18 protein-coding genes and 3 pseudogenes are annotated in these 21,927 nt (G+C 73.0%); 9 read left to right on the plus strand and 12 right to left on the minus strand.

Going from position 1 to position 21,927, the window contains the following annotated elements:
• Positions 1-265 (minus strand): annotated as a pseudogene (locus ABFX54_RS50995) (acetate kinase); the annotation flags it as partial.
• Between the two features lie 114 nt (positions 266-379).
• Between ABFX54_RS50995 and ABFX54_RS51000 the strand changes: the two are divergent.
• Genes ABFX54_RS51000 through ABFX54_RS51015 form a run of 4 tightly spaced genes read left to right on the plus strand, consistent with a single transcriptional unit; the run spans position 380 to position 4,426 of the window.
• Positions 380-868 (plus strand): (2Fe-2S)-binding protein, encoded by a 489-nt coding sequence (locus tag ABFX54_RS51000; RefSeq protein WP_346114460.1) that lies wholly within the window; start codon positions 380-382, stop codon positions 866-868.
• Positions 865-1,836 carry an FAD binding domain-containing protein gene (locus ABFX54_RS51005; RefSeq protein ID WP_346114461.1) on the plus strand — a complete coding sequence of 324 codons (972 nt, stop codon included), beginning with the start codon at positions 865-867 and terminating at the stop codon, positions 1,834-1,836. The genes ABFX54_RS51000 and ABFX54_RS51005 overlap by 4 nt, the downstream gene beginning before the upstream one ends.
• Entirely contained in the window at positions 1,833-3,860 is a 2,028-nt protein-coding gene (locus ABFX54_RS51010; RefSeq protein ID WP_346114462.1) for a xanthine dehydrogenase family protein molybdopterin-binding subunit, read from the plus strand. The genes ABFX54_RS51005 and ABFX54_RS51010 overlap by 4 nt, the downstream gene beginning before the upstream one ends.
• Before the next feature lie 50 nt (positions 3,861-3,910).
• Complete coding sequence (locus ABFX54_RS51015) at positions 3,911-4,426, plus strand: DUF6328 family protein (RefSeq protein ID WP_346114463.1); 516 nt, start codon at positions 3,911-3,913, stop codon at positions 4,424-4,426.
• Here the strand turns inward: ABFX54_RS51015 and mnhG are convergent.
• The 8 genes from mnhG to ABFX54_RS51055 form a co-directional block, all read right to left on the minus strand.
• Positions 4,375-4,692 (minus strand): monovalent cation/H(+) antiporter subunit G, encoded by a 318-nt coding sequence (gene mnhG, locus ABFX54_RS51020; protein WP_346114464.1) that lies wholly within the window; start codon positions 4,690-4,692, stop codon positions 4,375-4,377. The genes ABFX54_RS51015 and mnhG overlap by 52 nt on opposite strands.
• Before the next feature lie 46 nt (positions 4,693-4,738).
• Positions 4,739-4,999, minus strand: coding sequence for an MrpF/PhaF family protein (locus ABFX54_RS51025; RefSeq protein ID WP_346114465.1), 261 nt, complete (start codon positions 4,997-4,999; stop codon positions 4,739-4,741).
• Positions 4,996-5,556 (minus strand): Na+/H+ antiporter subunit E, encoded by a 561-nt coding sequence (locus tag ABFX54_RS51030; RefSeq protein ID WP_346114467.1) that lies wholly within the window; start codon positions 5,554-5,556, stop codon positions 4,996-4,998. Before ABFX54_RS51030 ends, ABFX54_RS51025 begins: the two co-directional genes overlap by 4 nt.
• 16 nt (positions 5,557-5,572) lie before the next feature.
• Positions 5,573-7,129, minus strand: a complete 1,557-nt coding sequence (locus tag ABFX54_RS51035; protein WP_346114468.1) for a Na+/H+ antiporter subunit D — start codon at positions 7,127-7,129, stop codon at positions 5,573-5,575.
• A gap of 15 nt (positions 7,130-7,144) precedes the next feature.
• Positions 7,145-7,957 (minus strand): Na(+)/H(+) antiporter subunit C, encoded by an 813-nt coding sequence (locus ABFX54_RS51040; protein WP_346114470.1) that lies wholly within the window; start codon positions 7,955-7,957, stop codon positions 7,145-7,147.
• Positions 7,954-10,737 carry a Na+/H+ antiporter subunit A gene (locus ABFX54_RS51045; RefSeq protein WP_346114471.1) on the minus strand — a complete coding sequence of 928 codons (2,784 nt, stop codon included), beginning with the start codon at positions 10,735-10,737 and terminating at the stop codon, positions 7,954-7,956. The genes ABFX54_RS51040 and ABFX54_RS51045 overlap by 4 nt, the downstream gene beginning before the upstream one ends.
• A gap of 166 nt (positions 10,738-10,903) precedes the next feature.
• Positions 10,904-12,154 carry an alpha/beta hydrolase gene (locus ABFX54_RS51050; RefSeq protein WP_346114472.1) on the minus strand — a complete coding sequence of 417 codons (1,251 nt, stop codon included), beginning with the start codon at positions 12,152-12,154 and terminating at the stop codon, positions 10,904-10,906.
• 335 nt (positions 12,155-12,489) lie between these two features.
• Positions 12,490-13,185 (minus strand): SDR family NAD(P)-dependent oxidoreductase, encoded by a 696-nt coding sequence (locus ABFX54_RS51055; protein ID WP_346114473.1) that lies wholly within the window; start codon positions 13,183-13,185, stop codon positions 12,490-12,492.
• 103 nt (positions 13,186-13,288) lie between these two features.
• Between ABFX54_RS51055 and ABFX54_RS51060 the strand changes: the two genes are divergently transcribed.
• On the plus strand, positions 13,289-14,167 hold the full coding sequence (locus tag ABFX54_RS51060; RefSeq protein WP_346114474.1) for a helix-turn-helix transcriptional regulator: 879 nt from the start codon (positions 13,289-13,291) through the stop codon (positions 14,165-14,167).
• Here the strand turns inward: ABFX54_RS51060 and ABFX54_RS51065 are convergent, their stop codons facing one another.
• The 3 genes from ABFX54_RS51065 to ABFX54_RS51075 are packed head-to-tail and all read right to left on the minus strand — an operon-like array spanning position 14,168 to position 17,731.
• Positions 14,168-15,445: an MFS transporter gene (locus ABFX54_RS51065; protein WP_346114475.1), complete on the minus strand. Its 1,278-nt coding sequence runs from the start codon at positions 15,443-15,445 to the stop codon at positions 14,168-14,170.
• Positions 15,446-15,479: 34 nt separating this feature from the next.
• Positions 15,480-16,595 carry a mandelate racemase/muconate lactonizing enzyme family protein gene (locus ABFX54_RS51070; protein WP_346114476.1) on the minus strand — a complete coding sequence of 372 codons (1,116 nt, stop codon included), beginning with the start codon at positions 16,593-16,595 and terminating at the stop codon, positions 15,480-15,482.
• On the minus strand, positions 16,592-17,731 hold the full coding sequence (locus ABFX54_RS51075; protein WP_346114477.1) for a LacI family DNA-binding transcriptional regulator: 1,140 nt from the start codon (positions 17,729-17,731) through the stop codon (positions 16,592-16,594). The genes ABFX54_RS51070 and ABFX54_RS51075 overlap by 4 nt, the downstream gene beginning before the upstream one ends.
• Before the next feature lie 313 nt (positions 17,732-18,044).
• Here ABFX54_RS51075 and ABFX54_RS51080 point away from each other — a divergent pair.
• The 4 genes and pseudogenes from ABFX54_RS51080 to ABFX54_RS51095 all read left to right on the plus strand — a co-directional run.
• A pseudogene (locus ABFX54_RS51080) lies at positions 18,045-18,665 on the plus strand (TIGR02677 family protein); the annotation flags it as partial.
• 49 nt (positions 18,666-18,714) lie between these two features.
• On the plus strand, positions 18,715-19,599 hold the full coding sequence (locus ABFX54_RS51085; protein ID WP_346114478.1) for a TIGR02677 family protein: 885 nt from the start codon (positions 18,715-18,717) through the stop codon (positions 19,597-19,599).
• Entirely contained in the window at positions 19,596-20,873 is a 1,278-nt protein-coding gene (locus ABFX54_RS51090) for a TIGR02678 family protein (protein ID WP_346114479.1), read from the plus strand. The genes ABFX54_RS51085 and ABFX54_RS51090 overlap by 4 nt, the downstream gene beginning before the upstream one ends.
• Positions 20,870-21,927 (plus strand): annotated as a pseudogene (locus tag ABFX54_RS51095) (hypothetical protein); the annotation flags it as partial. The gene ABFX54_RS51090 and the pseudogene ABFX54_RS51095, both read left to right, overlap by 4 nt.

A 21,927-nucleotide genomic window follows, 5' to 3' on the forward strand; every position in this document is an offset into this window, starting at 1 on the left:
CGCCGTCGGCGACCACGGGAGCGGCCACGACGTCGCCGCCGTGCACCACCCGGTGCGCCACCGCCCTGATGTCGCGGTCGAAGTGCCCGCCGAGGAAGGCCGACAGCTCCTCCCCGGCCGAGCCGGCGTCGGCGGCGCGCTCGGAGCGGGCGCTGTCCAGCACGCACCCGCCCTGTACGAGATCGAGACGCAGGCTCGACGACCCGGCGTTGACGGTGAGCACCGCCGCCGACTCCGTCACCTGCTCGTCCATGACCCGGCCCATGCCCGCCCGGCTACCCCCGGTCGCCCCGGTAAAACCGGGCATCATTGGACGAACGGTTACATCTTTTGCTGCACTCATAGGTTGTCTCGTCGTCAGGTCGGGTAGTCGAGCGCCATGGAGATCACCCTGCGGGTGAACGGCGTGCCGCGCAAGGCGGACGTGGACCCGCGAATGTCGCTGCTCGACCTGCTCCGCGAACGACTCGGCCTCATCGGCGCCAAGAAGGGCTGCGACCACGGCCAGTGCGGCGCCTGCACGGTGCTGATCGACGGCCGCCGGGCCAACTCCTGCCTGGCGCTGGCGGTGGCGGTGGACGGCCGCGACATCACCACCGTCGAAGGACTGGCCGACGGCGACACCCTGCATCCGCTGCAGGCGGCCTTCATCGAGCACGACGCCTTCCAGTGCGGCTACTGCACGCCGGGCCAGCTCTGCTCGGCCGAGGGCATGCTGGGCGAGCCGGGCCCGAGCGCGATCACCGAGGACCTCCTGACCGACCCAGGGCTGACCCCCGACGAGATCAGGGAACGGATGAGCGGCAACCTGTGCCGCTGCGGCGCGTACGTCAACATCGTCACCGCGATCGGCGAGGTGGCCCGGTGAAACCCTTTGAGTACGCCCGCGCCGCCAGCCCCGCCGAGGCCGTGCGCGCCTTCGCCCCCGGCACCATGTACCTGGGCGGCGGCACCAACCTCGTGGACCTGATGAAGCTGGGCGTCGCCGAGCCCGAACGGCTGCTCGACGTCAGCCGCCTGCCGCTCGACACGATCGAGCAGCGGCCGGGCGACCGCGTCCGCATCGGCGCCACCGTGCGCAACACCGACCTGGCGGCCCACCCCGCCATCAGGAGCCGCTACCCGATGCTGGCCAGGGCGGTGCTGGCGGGAGCCTCCGGCCAGGTGCGCAACGTCGCGACCGTCGGCGGCAACCTGCTCCAGCGCACCCGCTGCACCTACTTCCAGGACGTCAGCAGGCCGTGCAACAAGCGCCGCCCCGGCTCCGGCTGCCCCGCCATCGAGGGCGACCACGCCGGCCTGGCCGTGCTCGGCACGTCCGGCTCCTGCGTGGCCACCCACCCTTCCGACATGGCCGTCGCCCTGGCCGCCCTCGACGCGGAGGTGCACGTCACAGGCCCTGACGGCGACCGCGTCATCCCCATGCCCGGCCTGCACCGGCTGCCCGGCGACGAGCCCGAGCGCGACACCGTGCTCGAACCCGGTGACCTGATCACCGCGGTCGAGCTGCCGCCACCGCCTCCTGGGGTCTCGCGCTACCGGAAGGTGCGCGAGCGGTCGTCGTTCGCGTTCGCGCTGGTCTCCATCGCCGCCCTGCTCGACGTGCGCGACGGCACCGTGGCGGGCTGCCGGATCGCGCTCGGCGGCGTGGCGCACGCGCCCTGGCGGGCCGAGCGCGCCGAACAGGCCCTCATCGGCGGCCCGGCGACCGGGGAGGCGTTCCTCCAGGCCGCCGAGACCGAGCTGGAGCAGGCGGCCCCGCTGCCGGGCAACGCCTACAAGGTGCCGCTGACCCGCAACCTGATCGTCGCCACGCTGGAGGAGCTCGCACCGTGAACCGCATCGAGGGCCGCGTCAAGGTCACGGGGCTGGCCACGTACGCGGCCGAATACCCGGCCGAGGGCGTCGCCTACGCCTTCGCCGTCCAGTCCAGGATCGCCAAGGGCCGGATCAAGCGCGTGGACGGCGGGCCCGCGCTGGAGCTGCCCGGCGTGCTGGCCGTGCTCTCCTGCGAGGACCCGCCCGCCATGTCCGAGGACGCCGATCCCGAGCTGGCCCTGTTCCAGCGCCGCGAGGTCGCCTACCGCGGCCAGATCGTCGCCGCCGTGGTCGCCGACACCTACGAGAACGCCCGCGCCGCCGCCGCGGCCGTCCGCGTCGACTACGACCCCGACGACCACGACGTCACCCTGAGCGCCGGCCATCCGGGCCTCTACAAGCCCGACGTCGTCAACCCGGGCTTCCCCACCGACGTGGGGAAAGGCGACGTCGAGGCGGGCCTGGCCGAGGCCGCGACCACCGTCGAGGTCACCTACGAGACGCCCGTCCTGCACAACAACCCGATGGAGCCGCACGCCGCGCTGGCCTACTGGGACGCGGAGGGCAGGCTGCTGGTGTACGACACCGCGCAGGGCACCTCGATCAGCCGCGACCTGATCGCCACCGCCCTGGGCCTGCCGCAGGAGCAGGTGCGCGTGGTCGCCAGGCACGTGGGCGGCGGGTTCGGCTCGAAGGGCACCACCAGGCCGCAGGCGGTGCTGGCCGCGCTGGCCGCCAGGGCGGTGGGCCGCCCGGTCAAGATCGTGCTCACCCGGCAGCAGATGTTCGACGTCACCGGCTACCGCACGCCCACGATCCAGCGGCTGCGGCTCGGCGCGGACGCCCAGGGCCGGCTCACGGCGCTGGAGCACGTGGCGTACGGGCAGAGCTCCACCCTGATCGAGTTCGCCGAGCAGACCGCAGTCCCCGGGCGGGTCATGTACGCGACCCCCGCGCTGCGCACCACGCACCGGCTCGTCCGGCTGGACGTGGCCACGCCGTCGTGGATGCGCGCCCCTGGCGAGTGCCCCGGCATGTACGCGCTGGAGTCGGCCATGGACGAGCTGGCCTACGCCGCCGGCCTGGACCCGGTCGAGCTGCGCATCGTCAACGACGCCGAGACCGAGCCCGGCACCGGCCTGCCGTTCAGCTCCCGCGACCTCGTCGGATGCCTGCGCGAGGGCGCCCGCAGGTTCGGCTGGGAGCGCCGCGACCCGGCGCCGGGGATCAGGCGCGAGGGGGAGTGGCTGGTCGGGACCGGCGTGGCCGCCTCCACCTACCCGGCCAGGCGCATGCCGTGCCAGGCCGTGGCGACCGTGCTGGACGACGACTTCCTGATCCAGGTGGCCGCCGCCGACATCGGCACCGGCGCGCGTACGGCGCTGACCAGGATCGCCGCGGACACGCTGGAGGTGGCGCCCGAGCGGGTGCACGTCGAGCTGGGCGACAGCGACCTGCCGCGGGCGCCGGTGGCGGGCGGGTCCATGGGCACGGCCTCGTGGGGCTCGGCCGTGGTGCGCGCCTGCGAGGAGCTGAAGCGCGACGGCAAGCAGGGCCGCGCCGACACCGCCGAGGAGATCAAGGGCGACGCCGAGCTGGCCAGGCACGCCTTCGGCGCGCAGTTCGCCGAGGTGCGGGTCAGCTCGGTGACCGGCGAGATCCGCGTCGCGCGCCTGCTCGGCGTCTTCGCCGCCGGGCGGATCGTGGACCCGGTGCTGGCCAGATCGCAGTTCATCGGCGGGATGACGATGGGCATGGGCATGGCGCTGATGGAGGAGACGCTCACCGACGCGGAGTTCGGCGGCTTCCTGCACCGCGATCTCGCCCAGTACCACGTCCCCGTCTGCGCCGACGTACGCGACGTGGAGGCGGTCTGGCTGGACGAGAGCGACGGCGAGCTCAACCCGATGGGCACCAAGGGCATCGGCGAGATCGGCATCGTCGGGACGGCCGCCGCGATCGGCAACGCCGTCTTCCACGCCACCGGCCACCGGGTGCGCGAACTCCCGATCACCCCGGCGAAGGTCCTCATGAGGTTTTAGCCTCCCTTGGCAAGGAAGAGGAAGTCTCTCGTGGAAGGCGGGAGGCGGCGTTGAAGAACGAGTCGGATCAGGAGCGCGCGGATCGCAATTTCGTCGAGCTGCTCCAGGGCGCCAGGGTCGCGGTCACCGGTGTGCAGGTGCTGTTCGCGTTCCTGCTCACCGTGCCCTTCTCCACCGGGTTCGCCCGGATGGACCAGGCCGACCGGTGGCTCTACTACGCCGCGCTGATCAGCGCGGCGGTCGCGTCGATCTGCTACATCGCGCCGACGGCGCAGCACCGCGTGCTGTTCCGGCAGGGGCGCAAGGAGACGCTGGTACGCCGGTCCAACCTGTACGGCATCGCCGGGGCGCTCGCGCTGGTGGTGTCGATGACCACGTCGACCATGTTCGTCATCGACTACCTGTTCGAGGCGACGCTGGCCTGGGTCACCGCGGGCCTGCTGGCCGCGTTCGCGCTGTGGACGTGGTTCGGCCAGGCCGCGCTCGACCGGCAGGGCGAGGCCGATCCCCGGGATCAGTCCGCGGACGGCAGCTCGGTGTCGTCGTCGGAGGACTCCCGCGAGTAGGCCGCCCGCCCGATCATGTACGCCGCCACCGGCACGGTGATCACCTGGGAGATCGCGACCAGCAGCAGCGGCCCGGCGGTCGCCCAGCCGGGCCGGTGCAGCCACATGGCCAGCAGCACCAGCAGCACGCCGAGCACCTGCGGCTTGGTGCCGGCGTGCATGCGGTTGAACGTGTTGTGGAAGCGCACCAGGCCGACCCCGGCCGACAGCGCCAGCAGCGCGCCCGCCAGCAGGCAGGCCGCCGCGGCCACGTCCAGCACGCTCACCGCGCCGTCACCGCCGTCACGCCGCCCGAGCCGGCACCACGAGACCTCACCGCGACCTCCCCGAGAAGAACCTGGCCAGCGCGACCGACCCGACGAAGCCCAGCAGCGACAGCACCAGCAGGATCGGCAGGTCCGAGTAGTCGTCCCTGGCCACCGCGAACGCCCCGACGCCGCACATCGACAGCGACGTGAACACGTCCAGCGACATCGCCCGGTCCAGCATCGTGGGCCCGCGCGCCACCCGGTAGAGCGCGGCCGCCGCCCCGGTCCCCAGCAGCACGAGCGTCACCGCGTACACCGACGTCATTCCAGCTCCTTCCGGTCCCGGCGGGTGCCGAACGCCGCCACCACGCGCGCCTCCAGCGCGGCCACGTCCGCCCGTACGGCGTCCGCGACGTCGCCGGGCCGCCCCAGCACGTGCAGCATCAGCGCCCTCGGGTAGGCCTCCAGCACCAGGCTGCCGGGCACGGTCGACAGCGCCACCATGACGATCACGGTCATGGCCTCGGACGACGTGCGCAGCGGCACCAGCACGAACTGCGCCGGCGGCCGGCCGGGATGCGCCACCCAGAACACCACCCGCGCGGTCGAGGTGACCATGTCCCAGCCGAACCAGAGCAGGAACCGCACCAGCCCCGCCGGATGGATCCGGATGCCGGGGTCGAGGACGGGCAGCGGCAGCAGCCACGTCACCACCAGCCCGGCCGCCACCCCGCCCAGCACGTTGCCCGCCGACACCTCGCCCCACAACGTCACCCACACCAGCGCCAGCCAGGCCACCAGCGGCAGCGGCACCCGCCGGCCGAAGATCCGCACGAAGAACCGCCTGGAGATCCGCCCGGTCGTCAGATCCCGCCGTCTCACGGATGCCTCCCCGAGATCACGGATGCCTCCCCAGAACCGCCGAGATGTACGGCTCGCGCGCCATCAGCTCCGCCGCCGCCCGCTGCGCCAGCGCCGACAGCGGCCCGGCCAGCACCGTGAACGACAGCCCCAGCGTGACCAGCGCCGCCACCGACAGCGGCAGCGCGGCGGGCAGCGCGGTCGTGGTCACGACCGGGTCCTCGCCGGTACGCTCCTCGCTCTCCACGACCCGGCCCATGCGGTCGGCCCGCGGCCCGCGCCAGAACGCCTTGCCCCACACCTTCGCGACCGCGTACAGCGTGAGCAGGCTCGTCACCAGGCCGGCCGCCACCAGCGTGACCGGCAGCCACCCTCCCTCGGCCAGCCCCGCCTGCACCAGCATGAGCTTGCCCAGGAATCCCGACATCGGCGGGATGCCCGACAGGTTCATGGCCGGGACGAAGAACAGCACGGCGATCAGCGGCGCCGCCCGCATCAGCCCGCCCAGCCGGGTCACCGACGTCGTGCCGGTGCGCCGCTCGACCATCCCCACCACCAGGAACAGGCTCGTCTGCACGGTGATGTGGTGCACCACGTAGAAGACCGCCCCGGCCAGCCCGGCCACCGTGGACAGGCCGACGCCGAACACCATGTACCCGATGTGACTGACCAGCGTGAAGGAGAGCATGCGTTTCATGTCGGTCTGCGCCACCGCGCCCAGCACCCCGGTCAGCATGGTGGCCAGCGCCACCCACATCAGCAGCGTCGAGACCGGCCCGCCGGGGAACAGCAGCGCCTCCAGCCGGATGATCGAGTAGACGCCGACCTTGGTGAGCAGCCCGGCGAACACGGCCGTGGCCGGGGCGGGCGCGGTCGGGTAGGAGTCGGGCAGCCACGCCGACATGGGGAAGATCGCCGCCTTGATCGCGAACGCCAGCAGCAGCGTCAGCTCCACCAGCACCTTCACCTGCTCGGGCAGCGTGGCGAAGCGCTCGGCGAGCTGCGCCATCGACAGCGTCCCCGTGGCGCCGTAGGTGATGGCCAGCGCGATCAGGAACAACATCGACGAGGCCAGCGCTATCAGCGTGTACGTCGCCCCCGCCCGGATCCTGGCCTCGGTGCCGCCGAAGGTGAGCAGCACGTACGAACCGCTCAGCAGCAGCTCGAACGCCACGAACAGGTTGAACAGGTCCCCCGACAGGAACGCGTCCGCCACCCCCGCCACCATCACCAGGAACGCCGGATGGAAGATCGCCATCGGCGCGTCGTGCTCCTGCTCGTCGTAGGAGTTGGCCACCGAGTACGCCATCACGCACAGCGTCACCGCCGACGACACCACCAGCACCAGCGTGGAGAGCCGGTCGGCGACCAGGCAGATCCCGACCGGGGCCGCCCAGCCGCCCAGCTCGGTCACCAGCGGCCCGCTCGTGTCGGCCGCGACCAGCAGCACCACCGAGACGGCGAGCGAGAGGCCGAGCGTGACGAGGCTGATGAGCGACTGCAGCCCGCGCAACCGCCCGCCGATCGCCAGCTTCACCCCGGCCGCCAGCAGCGGCAGCAGCACGGGCACGCAGACGAGGCTGGAAAGGGGCACAGGACCGTCCATGGGTCAGTCGTCGCCCTCCAGCTCGGGATCCTGCGCGAGCGCCTGCCGCTCCCGCTCCTCCCTGATGGCCTGCCGCATCTGCTTGCGCGCCTCCTTCTGGCGCGCCTTGAGCTGTTTGAGCAGCTCCTTCTCGCTGGCGGCTTGCCTGGCCCGCCCGCGCTCGTACTCCTCGCGCAGCTGCTCGATGCGTTCCAGGTTCGACATGGCGCCCGTGTCGTCGCGCAGCCCGGCCTCCTCCAGGCGCAGCTGCAGCTCCTCCTCCGGCAGTCCCTGCTCGCGCAGGCGCCTGGCCCACTGTTCGAGCTCGCTGTGCACCCGGGAGATGCGCCGCTCCAGGTCGGCCTCCTCCAGCCGCTCCCGCTCGGCCTGCTCGGCCTCCAGGTACGCCAGCTCGGCCCGCTGCTCGACGACCAGCCGCCGGTAGGCGTCGCGCTTGGCGCGGACGGTGTCGCCCAGCTCGCCGCGCCGGAAACGCAGCCGCACCCGGCGGTCCTCGGTGTCGTCCTGGACCTCGTCGCTGCCGGTGAGCTGCCAGGAGCGGTGCACCATGGCCAGCAGGAACGCGGTCACGCCCAGCGTGATCACGATGGCGGTGAGCACCATGGCCTGCGGCAGCGGGTCGGCCATGCCGGGCCGGCCGACGAAGGGCGGGCCGCCCGCGTCGCCGCCCGCGGTCACGATGAGCAGGTTCACCCCGTTGCCCAGCACGATGACGCCGGCCAGGACACGGACCAGGCTCCGTTCCAGCAGCAGCGTCACCCCGACCGTGATCATGATGCAGCAGGCGGCGAAGGGCAGCAGGGAGACGCTGTTCACGGGGTCTCCTCCGCGTCGATCTGCCGGTCCAGCTCCGCGCCCAGGGCGCGCAGGACGTCCTGGACCATGCCGATGACGGAGACGTACACGCCGAGGTCGAACAGCAGGCCGGTGGACAGGTGCACGTGCCCCAGCAGCGGCACGCTCACGTCCGTGGCCAGCATCTCCAGCGCCGCCCGCCCGAACAGCAGCCCGATCAGCGCCGTGCCCGCCGACAGCGTCAGCCCGGCGCCCATCAGCACGCCCGCGTGCGCCGGCACCGCCACGGCCAGCTCGTTCCTGCCGCCCGCCAGGTAGCGCACGGTGATCGCCAGCCCGGCCACGATGCCGCCCGCGAACCCGCCGCCGACGCCGCTGTGCCCGATGAACAGCAGGAACACCGAGAGCGTGAGCACGGTGTGGAACGTCAGCCTGGCCACCACCTCCAGCGCCAGCGCCGCCTGCCCGCGCGGCAGCGTGGCCGCCAGCCAGTGCGGGCGCTCCTCCGCGCGGTGCCCGGCCCCGCTCCGCTCGATGCTGTACGACCTGCGCCGCAGGAACACCATGCTGGTCACGCCCAGCGTCAGCACGACGATCACCGCGCTCTCGCCCAGCGTGTCCCACGCCCGGATGTCGAGGATGATGGCGCTGACGACGTTGCGCGCGCCGGACCGCTCCGCCGCCTGCTCCATCAGCGCCCCGACCGGCTCGGTGCCGCGCGCCGCCATGGCCACCATGCCGCCGCCCGCGGCCACCACGCCCGCCGCCAGGCCCAGCGCCAGCCTGACCGCCACCGGCACCCGTCCCCTGACCGGCTGGATCGGCAGCCGCCGCAGCACCAGGGCGAACACCACCAGGCTCAGCGTCTCGGCCAGGAACTGGGTCAGCGCCAGGTCGGGCGAGCCGTGGGCGAGGAAGAGCAGGGCGGTGCCGTAGCCGGTGAGGCCGACGACGAGGGCGAGGAGCACGTACGCGCGGGAGAACAGCGCCAGCACGGCGGCGGCGGCCAGCAGCGTCACCACGACGGGCTGCTCGGGCCGCTGCCAGAGCAGGATCGGCACGTCCACGTGCGGCGCGCCGCCGTACACGACCGAGAACAGCCCCACCCCGACCCCCGCCAGCAGCGTCAGCATCAGGTAGTCGGGCACGGATCCGCGCTGGATGAAACCGGTGAGCTGGATGGCGAACCGGTCCAGCCGGCGGACGGCCAGCCAGAAGAACTGGCCGGAGTCGGCCACGTGCAGCGCCGCCCCCGCCCGCGCCACCGGGGCCCTGGTCAGGAAGAGCAGCAGCCCGGCGGCCAGCGCCAGCGCGGACAGCAGCAGCGCGGGTGTGAAGCCGCTCCACGGGGCGAGATGGGCGTGATGACCCGCTTCGCGGAACGTGTTCGTGTAGCCGGACATCGCGCCGCCGTACCAGGAGGTCAGCGGCGCGAGCACCAGCCCCAGCGCGGCCAGCAGCGCCGCGGGAGCGGACATGGCCGCCGGCGTCGGGCGCACCGGACGCGCCGGCACGCCCGGCTTGCCGGCGAACGCCCCCCACAGGAAGCGCAGCGTGTACGCGGCCGTCAGCGCCGAGCCCGCCACCACGCCCACCAGCGCCGGCGAGCCCACCAGCGCCTCCAGCGCCGCCTCCTTACCGGCGAACCCGGCCAGCGGCGGCAGCCCCGCCATCGACGCGCCCGCCAGCACCGCCGCCGCGTACACCCACGGCATCGCCCGCCCGACCCCGCTCAGCTCGCGCAGGTCCCGGGTGCCGGCCGCGTGGTCCACGATGCCCACGACCAGGAACAGCGCCGCCTTGAACAAGGCGTGCGCCAGCAGCATCCCCACGCCGGCCAGCGCCGCGCTCCTGGTGCCCGCCCCGGACAGCAGCACCAGGAAGCCGAGCTGGCCGACCGTCCCGTAGGCCAGCAGCCGCTTCAGGTCGTTCTCCCGCAGCGCCCGCCAGCCGCCCAGCAGCATCGTCACCACGCCGAGCGGCACCGCGACCGCCCGCCACACCGTCAGGTCGCCGTACGCGGGCCCCAGCCGGGCCAGCAGGTACACCCCGGCCTTCACCATGGCCGCCGCGTGCAGGTACGCCGAAACGGGCGTGGGCGCGGCCATCGCGGCCGGCAGCCACGTGCTGAACGGGAAGATCGCCGACTTCGACAGCGCGCCCACCAGCACCAGCAGCACGGCGACGGGCGGGAGGCCGGGCGGGCTGGCCACGATCTCCGAGATCCGGTACGTCCCCGCAGCCTGCCCGAGCAGCACGAACCCGGCCAGCATCGCCAGCCCGCCGAGCGTGGTGACCGTGAGCGCCTTCATCGCGGCCTGCCTGCTCGCCCGGCTCTGCGGGTCGGATCCGATGAGCAGGTAGGAGAAGACCGTGGTCAGCTCCCAGAACACGTACAGCAGCAGCAGGTTGTCGGCGGTGACCAGGCCCAGCATCGACCCGGCGAAGGCCACCATGACGCCGCCGTAGCGGCCGAGCCCCTCGTCGCCCGCGGGGAAGTAGCGGGCGCTGTAGCAGAGCACGAGCACGCCGACCCCGGTCACCAGCGCCGTCATCAGCAGCGCCAGCGGGTCGAGGCGGAAGGAGAACTCCAGGCCCACCACCGGGGCCCACGGGGTGTTCTCGCGGGCGGGCAGCCCGCGCCATCCCGCCCAGCCCGCGTAGACGAAACCGGCCGCGGGCGGCAGCGCCAGCAGCGCGAAGGAGACGGCCCGGCCCAGGCGGGCGACCAGCCAGGGGGCACAGGCCGCGGCGACCGCGTGCAGAATCAGCAGCGACTCGACAGGCTGCAGGGGACCCACGGGCTCCTCGGGCTCTCGGGCGGGAATCTCCGGTTACGTCCGCCCAATCTGCCCCGCCCCGCCACCGCGGCCACGCAGGCGCGGCCGGGATTGACCCGAACGTCACCAGTCCCACACCGATGGGTGGGACTGGTGACGTTTGTGTGCGCGGTTTGTGCGCGCGGTCTCAGGCCTTGGTGCTCGTGCAGGTGCTCGGCTTCGGCGCCACCGCCGTGATCAGGTACCGGTCCACCTTGGCGTCCAGGCAGGCCGAGCCGGTGGCGTAGCCGGTGTGGCCGTCGGCGTCGTTGGTCAGCAGCACGCCCTTCGACAGCTGCCCCGCCAGCGCCTTGGCCAGCTTGTACGGCGTCGCCGGGTCACGCGTGGTGCCCACGACCACGATCGGCGGCGCGCCGTCGGCCTTGACCTTCTTCGGGTAGCGGGTGCCCTTGACCGGCCAGTACGGGCACGGCTCCTCGGGGTGGTCGACGCAGTTGACGGCCATGAGGGCGTCGAGGCTGTTGTCGTACCTGCCGTCCGGCATGCGCCCGTTGTAGCCGTCCGCCAGCAGCAGCAGCTTGGTGCCGTCGCCGCTCTCGTACGCCTTCGCCAGCGCCTGCCGCAGCAGCGGCCAGCTGGAGGACTGGTACATGGCGGCGTTCACCGCGGTGCGCACGATGGCCTCGTTGACCTGCCTGCCGTCGTGGTCGTTGCGCAGCGGCGAGTCGTCGGCGCGCTGGTACAGCTCGTCGAGCTGCTTCATCGCCGCCTTGACCGTGTGCACGCGGAACGGGCAGTCCTTGGACTTGAAGCAGTTGCGCAGGAACGACTTCGTCGCCACGTCGAACCCGCGGTCCTGGTCCGCGTAGAAGTCCGAGGCGGGCTGCGAGGGGTCCTCGGCGCCGTCGAGCACCATCGTCCTGATGCGCTTCGGGAACAGGTCGGCGTAGATCGAGCCGAGGTAGGTGCCGTAGGAGAAGCCCAGGTAGTTGAGCCGCTCGTCGCCCAGCGCGGAGCGCAGCACGTCCATGTCCTTGGCCACGTCCATGGTGCCCACGTGGGACAGCAGCGCTTTGCCCGAGTGGGCCAGGCAGGACTTGGCGAACACCTTGTCCCACTTGTCGGCCCGCTTGGCCTCGGCGCGGTTGTCCGGGGTGGGGTCGAGGGCGAGGTAGGTGTCCTGCCGGACGGTGTCCAGGCAGCGCACCGGCGAGGAGCCGCCGACGCCCCGGGGATCGAAGCTGACGATGTCGAACCGTTCCCGTACGGCCGCCGAGACCGTGGCCCCGCTGCCCTTCAGCGCTGCCACGCCCGAGCCGCCCGGGCCGCCGAAGTTGAGCACGAGAGAGCCGATCTTCTTGCCGGTGGCGGGAAGACGGGTCAGGCTGAGCTTGATCTTCTTGCCGTCCGGCTTGGCGTAGTCGAGCGGGACCGTCACGTCCGCGCATTCGTAACCGTTGCCGCAGGCGGTCCAGGCCGGTCGCTGTCGGTAGTAAGCGTCAAGCCCGCCGGACTCCGCGGCCCCGACCGGGCAGGCGGGGCCCGCTACAGCGAGCAGGCCTGCTACGGCGGGCGTCATGACTCTACTTAGAATTCGCATACTCAGACATGGGTAGGCAAATGATTCGAGGACCTTTATAGGCAACAGAAAAGATCCACCGCAAGTGTCGTCAGATCGTTTAGGGCGCGCATTTGCCCAGGTCGGCGGCAGGGCAAGGGATAGCGATTTTAGTAAAGAAAAATCGCGTCTCCCCGCCCTTATTCCGACCGGACTCACCAGGCCATCGGGCCACTCCGGTCACGGAAGACCCCGGTCGGCCCGTCCTTACCGATGGTGGCCAGTTCGACGATCGCGTCCGTGCCCTCGGTCACCGTCTGCGGCCCCGCGTGCGCGTTGAAATCGGTCGCGGTGTAGCCCGGGTCGGCCGCGTTCACCTTCACCTCGGGCAGGGCCTTCGCGTACTGCGTCGTCAGCATGGTCACGGCCGCCTTCGACGGTGAGTAGAGCGGCTCGACCGCCTTCGACTCGGGGCGGGAAGGGTCCTGGGTGGCGGCGAACGACCCCATGCCGCTGGAGACGTTGACGATGACCGGGTTCGCCGACCGGCGCAGCAAAGGCAGGAACGCGTGCGTCACCCGCACGATTCCCACCACGTTGACCTCCAGCACCTCCCTGGCGTCGGCGGCGGTGATCCGGTCGGCGGGCTTGTGCGTCCCGTGCACGCCCGCGTTATTGACGAGGACGTCGATGTGGCCCTCGTGCGCCTCGACGTCGGCGGCGGCCGCGGCCACCGACGTGTCATCGCTCACATCGATCTGAACGAAACGGGCGCCGAGCGCGTCGGCGGCGGCCCGGCCGCGCTCGGGGTCGCGGGCGCCGACGAGGACCGTGTGCCCGGCCTCGATCAGGCGGCGGGCGGTCTCGTACCCGAGGGACTTGTTGGCTCCGGTGATGAACGTCGTGGTCATGCGTCCACTCTCGGCCGGTGCCGGAGGGCCGGCCAGTGCCCCGCGCGACGGTGGGTCGGCCAGTACCAGGCAGAACGGCCGGGCGCGAGGCAGGATGGGGATCGTGGACGAGACTCTCGGAACGGCGCTGCGCCGCTGGCGCGATCGGCTCTCTCCCGCCGACGTCGGGCGGATCGCGCGGGCCGGGCGGCGCGCGGCCGGGCTGCGCCGCGAAGAGCTGGCCGAGCTGGCGGGCCTGTCGGTCGACTACGTGGTACGGCTGGAGCAGGGCCGCGCCACGCGCCCGTCGGAGCAGGTCGTCGCGAGCCTGGCCAGGGCGCTGCAACTGGCGCCCGCCGAACGCGACCACGCCTTCCTGCTGGCCGGCCTGCTCCCGCCGCGTGACGGGACGATCTCCACGCACGTCCCCGCCGGGGTGCAGCGGATGGTGGCCCGCCTCGGCGAGTTCCCCGTCGGGGTCTTCGCCGCCGACTGGACCCTGCTGTCCTGGACGCCCGCGTGGGCGGCGCTGCTCGGCGACCCCGCCGCCCGGGCACCGGCCGAGCGGAACCTGGTGCGGGCGGTCTTCGCCACCGGGCCGCGCGGGCTGGCCGCCTGGCCCGTCATGAACGAAGGCGACGCGCTCGATCGCGCCCTCGTCGCCGACCTGCGGACCGCGATCGCCGACCACCCGGCCGACCCCGGCCTGACCGGCCTCGTCGCGGAGCTGCGCGCCACCAGCGCGGAGTTCGCCCGGCTGTGGGACGAGGGCGCGGTCGGCCGGCACGTCTCCGCCCGCAAGGTCATCGTGCATCCCCAGGTCGGCGAGGTGACGTGCGACTGCGACGTGCTCACCGTGCCCGGCAGCGAGGTCAGGCTCGTCCTCTACACGGTGGCGGCGAACTCGGCCGACGCGGAGAAGCTGGAGTTCCTGCGGGTCACCAACGGCCTGTCCGCCGACGGCTCCCCGCCCTCGCCGCGCGGCCCGTTCCCCACGCCGTGATCAGGCGGCGGTGACCTCGGGGACCGCGGGCCGCATCCTGGTGTAGAGGAACAGCGAGAGCCCGCCCAGGATGGCCACCAGCCCCAGGATCGACAGCCCCAGCGTGTACGTCCCCGTGGCCGCCAGCAGCGCGCCCACCAGGGCGCCCGCCACGACTCCGCCCCCGCCGGCCCCGAAGCCGTTGATGATGCCCGTGGCCGGGCCCACCACGTGCGCGGGCAGGTCGGTCACCGCGATCGCCCAGATGTTCGGCGTGTAGGCGGCGGTGAAATAGCCCAGCCCGAGGCAGATCAGCGAGAACTGCGCCACCGGTGACCCGGTCAGCGCCACGCACGCCAGCAGCACGCCCCCCACCACCAGGCCGGAGATCGCGATGGGCCCGCGCCGTCCCGAACGGTCGCCGAGGATCATCATCGGCACCGTGAGCAGCAGCGAGACCAGGTACGGCGCCGCCGACAGCAGTCCGTTGACGCTCGGCGCGAACCCGAACGTCGGCACGATCAGCGGGATGTACAGCGTGATGCCCCAGAACAGCATGCCGTTGGCGAAGTAGCTGAAGACGAGCAGCACGAACCGCCCGCCGCCGAAGGACGCGAACGTGAGCTTCTTGCGCGCGCCCTCCTGCGGGGTGGCCCGGATCGTGGTGCCCGGCGCCGTCGGCAGGAAACGGGCGTAGAGCGGCAGGATCACGAGGAGGCCGATCGCGCCGAGCGCCCAGAACATCGGCCGCCAGCCGAACGACGCCTCGATCGGGGTCAGCAGGAAGAACCCGAGCGCCAGCGCGAGATACTGCCCGTAGTACTGGATCATGGCGCTGGCCCTGGTCATCTCCCGCTCGTCGAACCAGGCCTTGGCCATCCTGAACTGCTGCGGCCAGTAGACCCCCTCGAAGATGCCCACCCCCACGCGCAGCGCGACGAGCACCCCCACGGAGTCGGTGAAGCCGATGAGCAGCGTGCACAGCGAGTAGCCCGCGACCGTGACGAGCAGGATCCACTTGGCGTCCACGCGGGCGGTGAGGAAGCCGCCGAGGAAGTTCGAGATCAGATATCCGACCAGGAACGCGGTCAGCGCCAGGCTCGACGTGGCGGCGAAGCCGTCGCCGGCGAAGCCGAGGTCGGTGCTGATGTTCTTGATCCCGATCGACAGGTTCGAGCGGTCGAGGTAGGCGACGAACAGGCCGACGAGCAGCAGGCCGCTGATGCGCAGCCACTTGTGCGGAAGCGAGGGGGCGGTGGAGGGGAGGGGGTGCGGGGTGGAACGCTGATCCGATGGCACGGGGTCTTCCTTAGTGCTGGAACTGTGGTGGTGGTCAGGCCCGATACGCCTCGATCACCGAACGGTCGATCTCGATGCCGAGCCCAGGACCTTGGGGCACGGACATCACCGGCCCGATCTCCAGGTCCGACAGGGTCTGGCGGAACGAGTTGGGCGCCTGGTCGAGCTCGATGACCGGCGGCGTGCGCCCGAGCGAAGGGGTCACCACCGGCAGTGCGGTGGCCAGGTGCAGCCCGGCCGCCACGGTGATCGCCGACCCCCACACGTGCGGCAGCGTCGGGATGCCGTGGACGCTCGCCATGCCGGCGATCAGCAGGGTCTCGCGCAGCCCGCCGCAGGCCGTGGCGTCGGGCTGGAGCAGGTCCACCGCCCGCGACTCGATCAGCTCGGCGAACCCCCACCGCGTGTACGCCGACTCGCCGCCCGCGATGGGCACCGCCGTGGCCGCCCGCAGCTCGCGGTAGCCGGCCAGGTCCTCGGGGATGACCGGCTCCTCGAAGAACCACAGCCCGTCGGACTCGGTCTCGCGGGCGAACGTCAGCGCCTCCGCCGTCGTGTAGCCGCGGTTGGCGTCGGCGGCCAGCCGCACCTCGGGGCCGAGCGCCGCGCGGACGCGGTGCACGCGCTCGACGTCGGAGCGCAGGTCGGCGCCGACCTTCATCTTGACGTGCCGGTACCCCTGATCGAGGAGGTGGCGCGCCTCCGCCTCCAGGTCGCCGGCCCACTCGCCGTCGTAGTAGAACGCGGAGGCGTACGCGTCGAACGAGGCCGGCGCCCGCCCGCCGAGCAGCCGGTGCACCGGCCGGCCCAGAGCCTTGCCGGCGGCGTCCCACAGGGCGATCTCGATGCCCGAGATCGCGGCGATCGGCACGCCCGCGCGGCCCCACTCGCGGCTGCGGTTGTACATCGACTCCCACAGGGCCACGTGCTCGAACGCGTCCGCCCCGAGCAGCAGCGGCGCGAACACCGTCTCGATCAGCGCCCGGCTGCCCTCGGCCGGGCCGAAGCACTCGCCCCATCCGGTGACGCCTGCGTCGGTCACGATCTCGACGAGGCAGCTGGAGCGCGTCTCCCAGTGCCACTGGGACATGCCGAACGGCGTGCGCAGCCGCTCGGTGACGACGTGCGTCTCCACCCCGACGATCTTCATGACCCCTCCTCCTTCGCGGCCGGCGCGGCGACTTGTGCGGACGGCGTGACGCCATGCGCGGCGGGCGAGGCGACGGAGCCGCGCCGGACCAGCGTGCTCGGCACCACGCGCGGGCCCGGGGCGACGCTCTCGCCCGCGGCCAGGTCGAGCAGGAGCCGCCCGGCCAGGGCGCCCATCTCCTCCACCGGCTGGTCGATCACGGAGATGGGCGGGCGGTGCAGCGTCATCCAGCCGGCGTCGGTGAAGCCGATCACCGAGACGTCCTCGGGGCAGCGCAGGCCGGCCGCCATGATCGCGCTGACGATCCCCTCCGTGACCAGCGCGTTGAACCCGATCATCGCGGTCGGGCCCGTCGTGGTGTGACCTGTCGCGGCCGGACTCGTCGCGCTCGGACTCGTCGCGCTCGGGCCCGTCGCGGTCGGGCCGGGCCGCGTGCTCAGCAGCTCGGCGGCCGCGGCCTCCGCGCCCGCCCGGGTCCCGTCGGTGTGCCGGACGATCCCCCGCAGCCCGGTGTGGCGCGCCAGGGCCGCGCGGAAGCCCTCCTCGCGGGCCCGGGTGGTGGACGCCTTCTGCGGGCCGGCGATCAAGGCGATCTCCGTGTGCCCGTACGAGATCAGCTCCTTCGCCGCCGCCCCGACGGACTCCCGCTCGTCGGTGACCACGGCGGGCACGGGCAGGCCCTCCAGCACCCGGCTGACGCTCACCACGTGCCCGAACGCTGGCAGGTCGGCCGCGCTCAGCGAGCTGCCCACCGACGGGACGATGACCAGCCCCGTCGGCCGGTACGAGCGCAGCAGCTCCAGCTGGCGGCGCTCGATGCGGGCGTCGTCGTCGCAGTTCATCAGCATCAGCGAGTAGCCGCTGCCGGACAGCCGGCGCTCGATGGCGCGGTGCAGCCGGGCGTAGAAGGGGTTGCCGATGTCGGCCACCAGCACCCCGACCATCGGCGTACGGGACGCGCGCAGGCTCCTGCCGACCGCGTTGGGCCGGTAGCCCTGCGCCTCGATCGCGGCCAGCACGGCGGCCCTGGTCTTCTCGCTGACCTGGCCGGTCCCGTTGAGGACCCGCGACACGGTCTGGGCGCTCACCCCGACCGCCCGCGCGACCGTGTAGATCGTCGCCTTCGTCTCCGCCACCGTCCGGCTACTCTCCGCGCTGTTATCGATAACTGTGGACAAAACCGCACGTTACCTCGTCATGGGACGAAGCGACAAGCCCCCTCCGGACTCCAGCCGTGACGCCAGAGGCCGTCCTGTCCGGCCGGGATCACGCGCCTTACCCCGAACCCGGCCATACCGCCCCCCGGCGTTCCCATGCGAGCGCCGAACGCCCGTGATCTGCTCGCAAACAGCGGTCCCGCCGCCGGTCTCTCCCGCTACGGTGGCGTCCGGACAATCGTGCGGCGAGGGGAGCGGGGCGATGGCGGAGCCGCCACGGGTGCCGCCGGAGATGTTCCGGTTCACCACCACCGAGCGGGCCGACCTGCACACGGCGGTCCTGCACGCCTTCGGCGAGGCCGGCGAACGGCTCGAAACGGCCCTGACGGTCGAGCAGGTCCGCGAACGGCTGCGCGAGACGGGCTGGTACGCCCCCGTACGCGAGCAGGAGCTGGCCGCCACGCTCAAACAGCTCGCCGGCTGGGGCCTGCTCGACGTGATCTTCAACCACGCCGGCAGCTTCGCCACCGCCGAGGAGTACGAGCGCAGGAACCTGCACTACTCGCTGACCAGGCGGGGCGAGGCGGCGGTCGCGGGTGTACGGCACGCCATGGCCGCGCTGGAGTCGGCCGGCGCGCTGCAGACGGCCGTGCTCGACGCCATCGCCGACCGGCTGCGCGAGCTGGACGGCCTGCTCCGTGACCCAGACCCCGGACGCAACCGGCGCATCTTCACCGCGCTCCAGGAGCTGGAGTGCCACCTCGACGGGCTGCGCGGCAACACCCAGCGCTTCAACGGCGAGCTGCAACGGCTGCTGCGCGTCGAGGGCGCGGACATCGGCACGTTCCACGAGGTCAAGGCGGCCACCGTGGCCTACCTCCAGGAGTTCGCGCTCCTGCTGGAGCAGCGCGGCGACGCCGGCGCGGCCAGCGTGCGAGCCGTGGCCGCTCATGGGGCCGCTCATGGGCCCGCACGCCCGCGCGCTCGACGGCGCCGACCTGCCCGCAGTGCCCGGCGCCGACCACGCGGGCCCGTGGCTGGCGGCCAGGCAGGCCAAGTGGCAGGGCCTGCGGCAGTGGTTCGCCCCCGAGGAAGGGGCCGCCGACCCGCGGCCGCGCGTGCGGCAGCTGCACGACGTGGCGCGGCGGGCCATCGTCTCGCTGCTGCCGGGGCTCGACCCGATCACCCACTCGCGCCGCCGCTCCTCCAGCGCCGCCGCCGACTTCCGTACGCTGGCCCGCTGGTTCGCCGCCGCGCCCGGCGAGCAGGACGCGCACCGGCTGTGGGAGGCGGCCTTCGGGCTCGGCTCGGCCCGCCACGCCCACCTCGGGCACGGCGACGCCGAGCTGCTCGCGGCCGGGGTGCCCTGGGCGCTGGCCGAGCGGGTGGAGGTGTCGGCGCTGCTGCGCTCGCGCGGCCGTACCGAGCGGATGGGCCGGACCGGCCGGGTGCGCGACGTGGCGGCGCTGCGGGCCCAGCGCAGGGCGCGGGCCGGGCGGGAGCGGGCCGAGCTGGAGGCCGCCTGGGCGGCGCTGGTCACCACCGGCGCGATGCGGCTGTCGCGGATGGGCGACCTCGACCACGACACGTTCGGCCGGCTGCTCGACCTGCTCGGCCGGGCCCTGGCCGAGCGGCCCGACTCCACCGGCTTCCGGCGCGCCGTCACCTCCGACGGGAGGGTGGAGATCGTGCTGCGGGCCCCCGACGACGGCGCGGTGGCGGTGTTGCGCACGCCCGAGGGCTGGTTCAGAGGGCCCGACTACCTCATCGACGTACGCTCCCTGGCCGAGGCCCGCGGCGAGATCCGCGGCGGGGCCGGGCTGCGCGGGCGGGCGGCGGGCGAATGAGCAGCCTGGCCAACCAGCTCGTCCGGGCCGAGAAGGAGGAGATCGCCCGCGCGATCAGGACCCTGCTCGGCCGCCCCCTGGTGTCCCGGCACGACGACCCGGCCGCGTTCGACCTCATCAGGAAGCGCCGCCAGCCCCTGATCCAGTGGTTCGACTACTTCTGCGGCTGGCGGCTGATCGTGGAGCCGCGCCAGGGGTACGCCCGCCTGGTCAAGGTCAAGACCGAGCCCGGCGCCACCCGGCCCGCGCGCCGCCGCCGCACCACGAGGGCGCCGTTCGACCGCCGCCGCTACACGCTGCTCTGCCTGTGCGCGGCCGAGCTGCTCACCTCGCCGGTCACCACGATCGGGATGCTGGCCCAGCGGGTCGTGCAGGCGGCCGCCGTGGAGGAAGGGGTGCCCGCGTTCGACCCGGTCAGGAGCGAGGAGCGGGCCGCGTTCGTGGACGCGCTCAAGCTGCTTGAGCACTACGGGGCGCTCACCGCCATGGACGGCGCCACCGACGCCTACCTGGACGACGAGGACGCCAAGGTGCTCTACCGGGTGGACACCACCCGCGTGATCCGGCTGCTGGCCGCCCCGGTCCCGCCGTCCCGCGTGGCCGCCGAGCTGGGCGGGCATCCGGTCGCGGACGCCGCCCCGATGGGGGAGGGCGCCGACATGGTGGGGCCACCGGTGCTCGCGGAGCTGACGTTCGAGGCGCGGTACGGGGGAGACGAGCCGACCACGACGCAGCGCAACCTGCGGACCCGCCACTCGCTCATCCGCCGCCTGCTCGACGAGCCCGTCGTCCACCGTGACGAGCTCACCCCCGACCAGGCCGCCTACGCCGACTCCCTCACCGGCCGCCGCCTGCTGCGCCGCGCCGCGGGGGAGGCCGGGTTCGTGCTGGAGGAGCGGGCCGAGGGCTTCCTGCTCATCGACCCCGACGGCATCGCCACCGACACCCGCTTCCCCGACGACGGCAGCCACGCCAAGGTGGCCGCCCTGCTCATGCTCGACCTGCTCGTCACCTCAGGCCCCGTCACCGACGCCAGGCTCGACGCCGAGGCGGCCGGGCTGCTGCGCCGCTTCCCCCAGTGGGCCAAGGCGTACCAGTCCGACGGGGGCGGGCCGCGGCTGGCCGCCGACGCGCTGGAGGTGCTCACGTCGTTCGGGCTGGCCCGCCGTGCCGGGGGCCGGATCGCCGCCCTGCCCGCCGCCGCCCGTTACCGCAACCGTCCGCAGCTCCCCGGCCTCGGGACGCGGGCCTCGCACGTACAGGAGGAAGTTTGACGGTCACCGAGCTCACCCCGTCGCGCCCCGCGCACGGGATGGACGCCCGCTGGACTCCCGTACGCGCCGGGATCCTCAACGTGTGGCGCTACTACGACGAGGTGTTCGAGTTCCACCGGGGGCGGCTGCTGCTGCGCGGTCCGAACGGCAGCGGCAAGTCCAAGGTGCTGGAACTGCTGCTGCCGTACGTGCTGGACGCCAGCCTCAAGCCGAGCCGGCTGTCCACGTTCGGCGGCACCGAGCGCACCATGCACTGGAACCTCATGGGCGACGGCGCCGGCGGCGTCACCCGGGTGGGCTACGTGTGGCTGGAGTTCCGGCACGCCGACGGCCGCTGGTTCACCTGCGGCGCCCGGCTGCAGGCCACCGTCCACACCAAGAACGTCACCGCCACCTACTTCACCACCGAGGCCCGCGTCGGCACCCCCGACGGCGTCAGCCTCAGCGGCGAGGCCGGTCAGCCGCTGACCAAGGCGCAGCTCGCCGAGGAGCTCGACGGCTGTGGAACCGTCCACGAGTCGGCCGCCTCCTACCGCACCGCCGTGCGCCAGACGCTCTACCCGGGCCTCAACGAGCAGCGCTACGACTCCCTGCTCACCGCGCTGCGCCAGCTCCGCACGCCCAAGCTGTCCGAGCGGCTCGACCCTGGGCTGCTGTCGGAGCTGCTGTCCAGCGCGCTGCCGCCGCTGGGCGAAGGCGAGATCCACGAGATCGCCGAGGGGTTCGAACGGCTCGACCGGCGGCGCGAGGAGCTGCGGCTGCTCGACCGCGACGTGGAGGAGGCCGACCGGCTGGCCGTCCGGCAGCGCGGCTACGCCCAGCGCGTCCTGCGGGCCGCCGCCCACGCCGTCACCTCCGCCGGCCACACCCTGGAGACGCTCGCCGCCGAGGTCAAGGCCAGGCGCGACGGGCTCAAGGAGGCCGAACGGGAGCTCGACGCCACGACGACGCGGCTGGCGGAGGAGCAGGCCCAGGAGCTGGCCCTGGCCGCGCAGATCGACGGGCTCAAGGAGAGCGAGGCGTACCGGACGGGCGGCGACCTGCACCGGCTGCG

The organism is Nonomuraea maheshkhaliensis, from assembly GCF_039529435.1.
GTDB lineage: Bacteria > Actinomycetota > Actinomycetes > Streptosporangiales > Streptosporangiaceae > Nonomuraea > Nonomuraea maheshkhaliensis.

Excerpts from the sequence above, each read along its gene's own strand:
- ABFX54_RS51090 (WP_346114479.1), top strand. The coding sequence starts at position 19,596 with ATGAGCAGCCTGGCCAACCAGCTCGTCCGGGCCGAGAAGGAGGAGATC.
- ABFX54_RS51085 (WP_346114478.1), top strand. The coding sequence starts at position 18,715 with ATGGGCCCGCACGCCCGCGCGCTCGACGGCGCCGACCTGCCCGCAGTG.
- ABFX54_RS51000 (WP_346114460.1), top strand. The coding sequence starts at position 380 with ATGGAGATCACCCTGCGGGTGAACGGCGTGCCGCGCAAGGCGGACGTG.
- ABFX54_RS51055 (WP_346114473.1), bottom strand. The coding sequence starts at position 13,185 with ATGACCACGACGTTCATCACCGGAGCCAACAAGTCCCTCGGGTACGAG.
- ABFX54_RS51070 (WP_346114476.1), bottom strand. The coding sequence starts at position 16,595 with ATGAAGATCGTCGGGGTGGAGACGCACGTCGTCACCGAGCGGCTGCGC.
- ABFX54_RS51025 (WP_346114465.1), bottom strand. The coding sequence starts at position 4,999 with ATGACGTCGGTGTACGCGGTGACGCTCGTGCTGCTGGGGACCGGGGCG.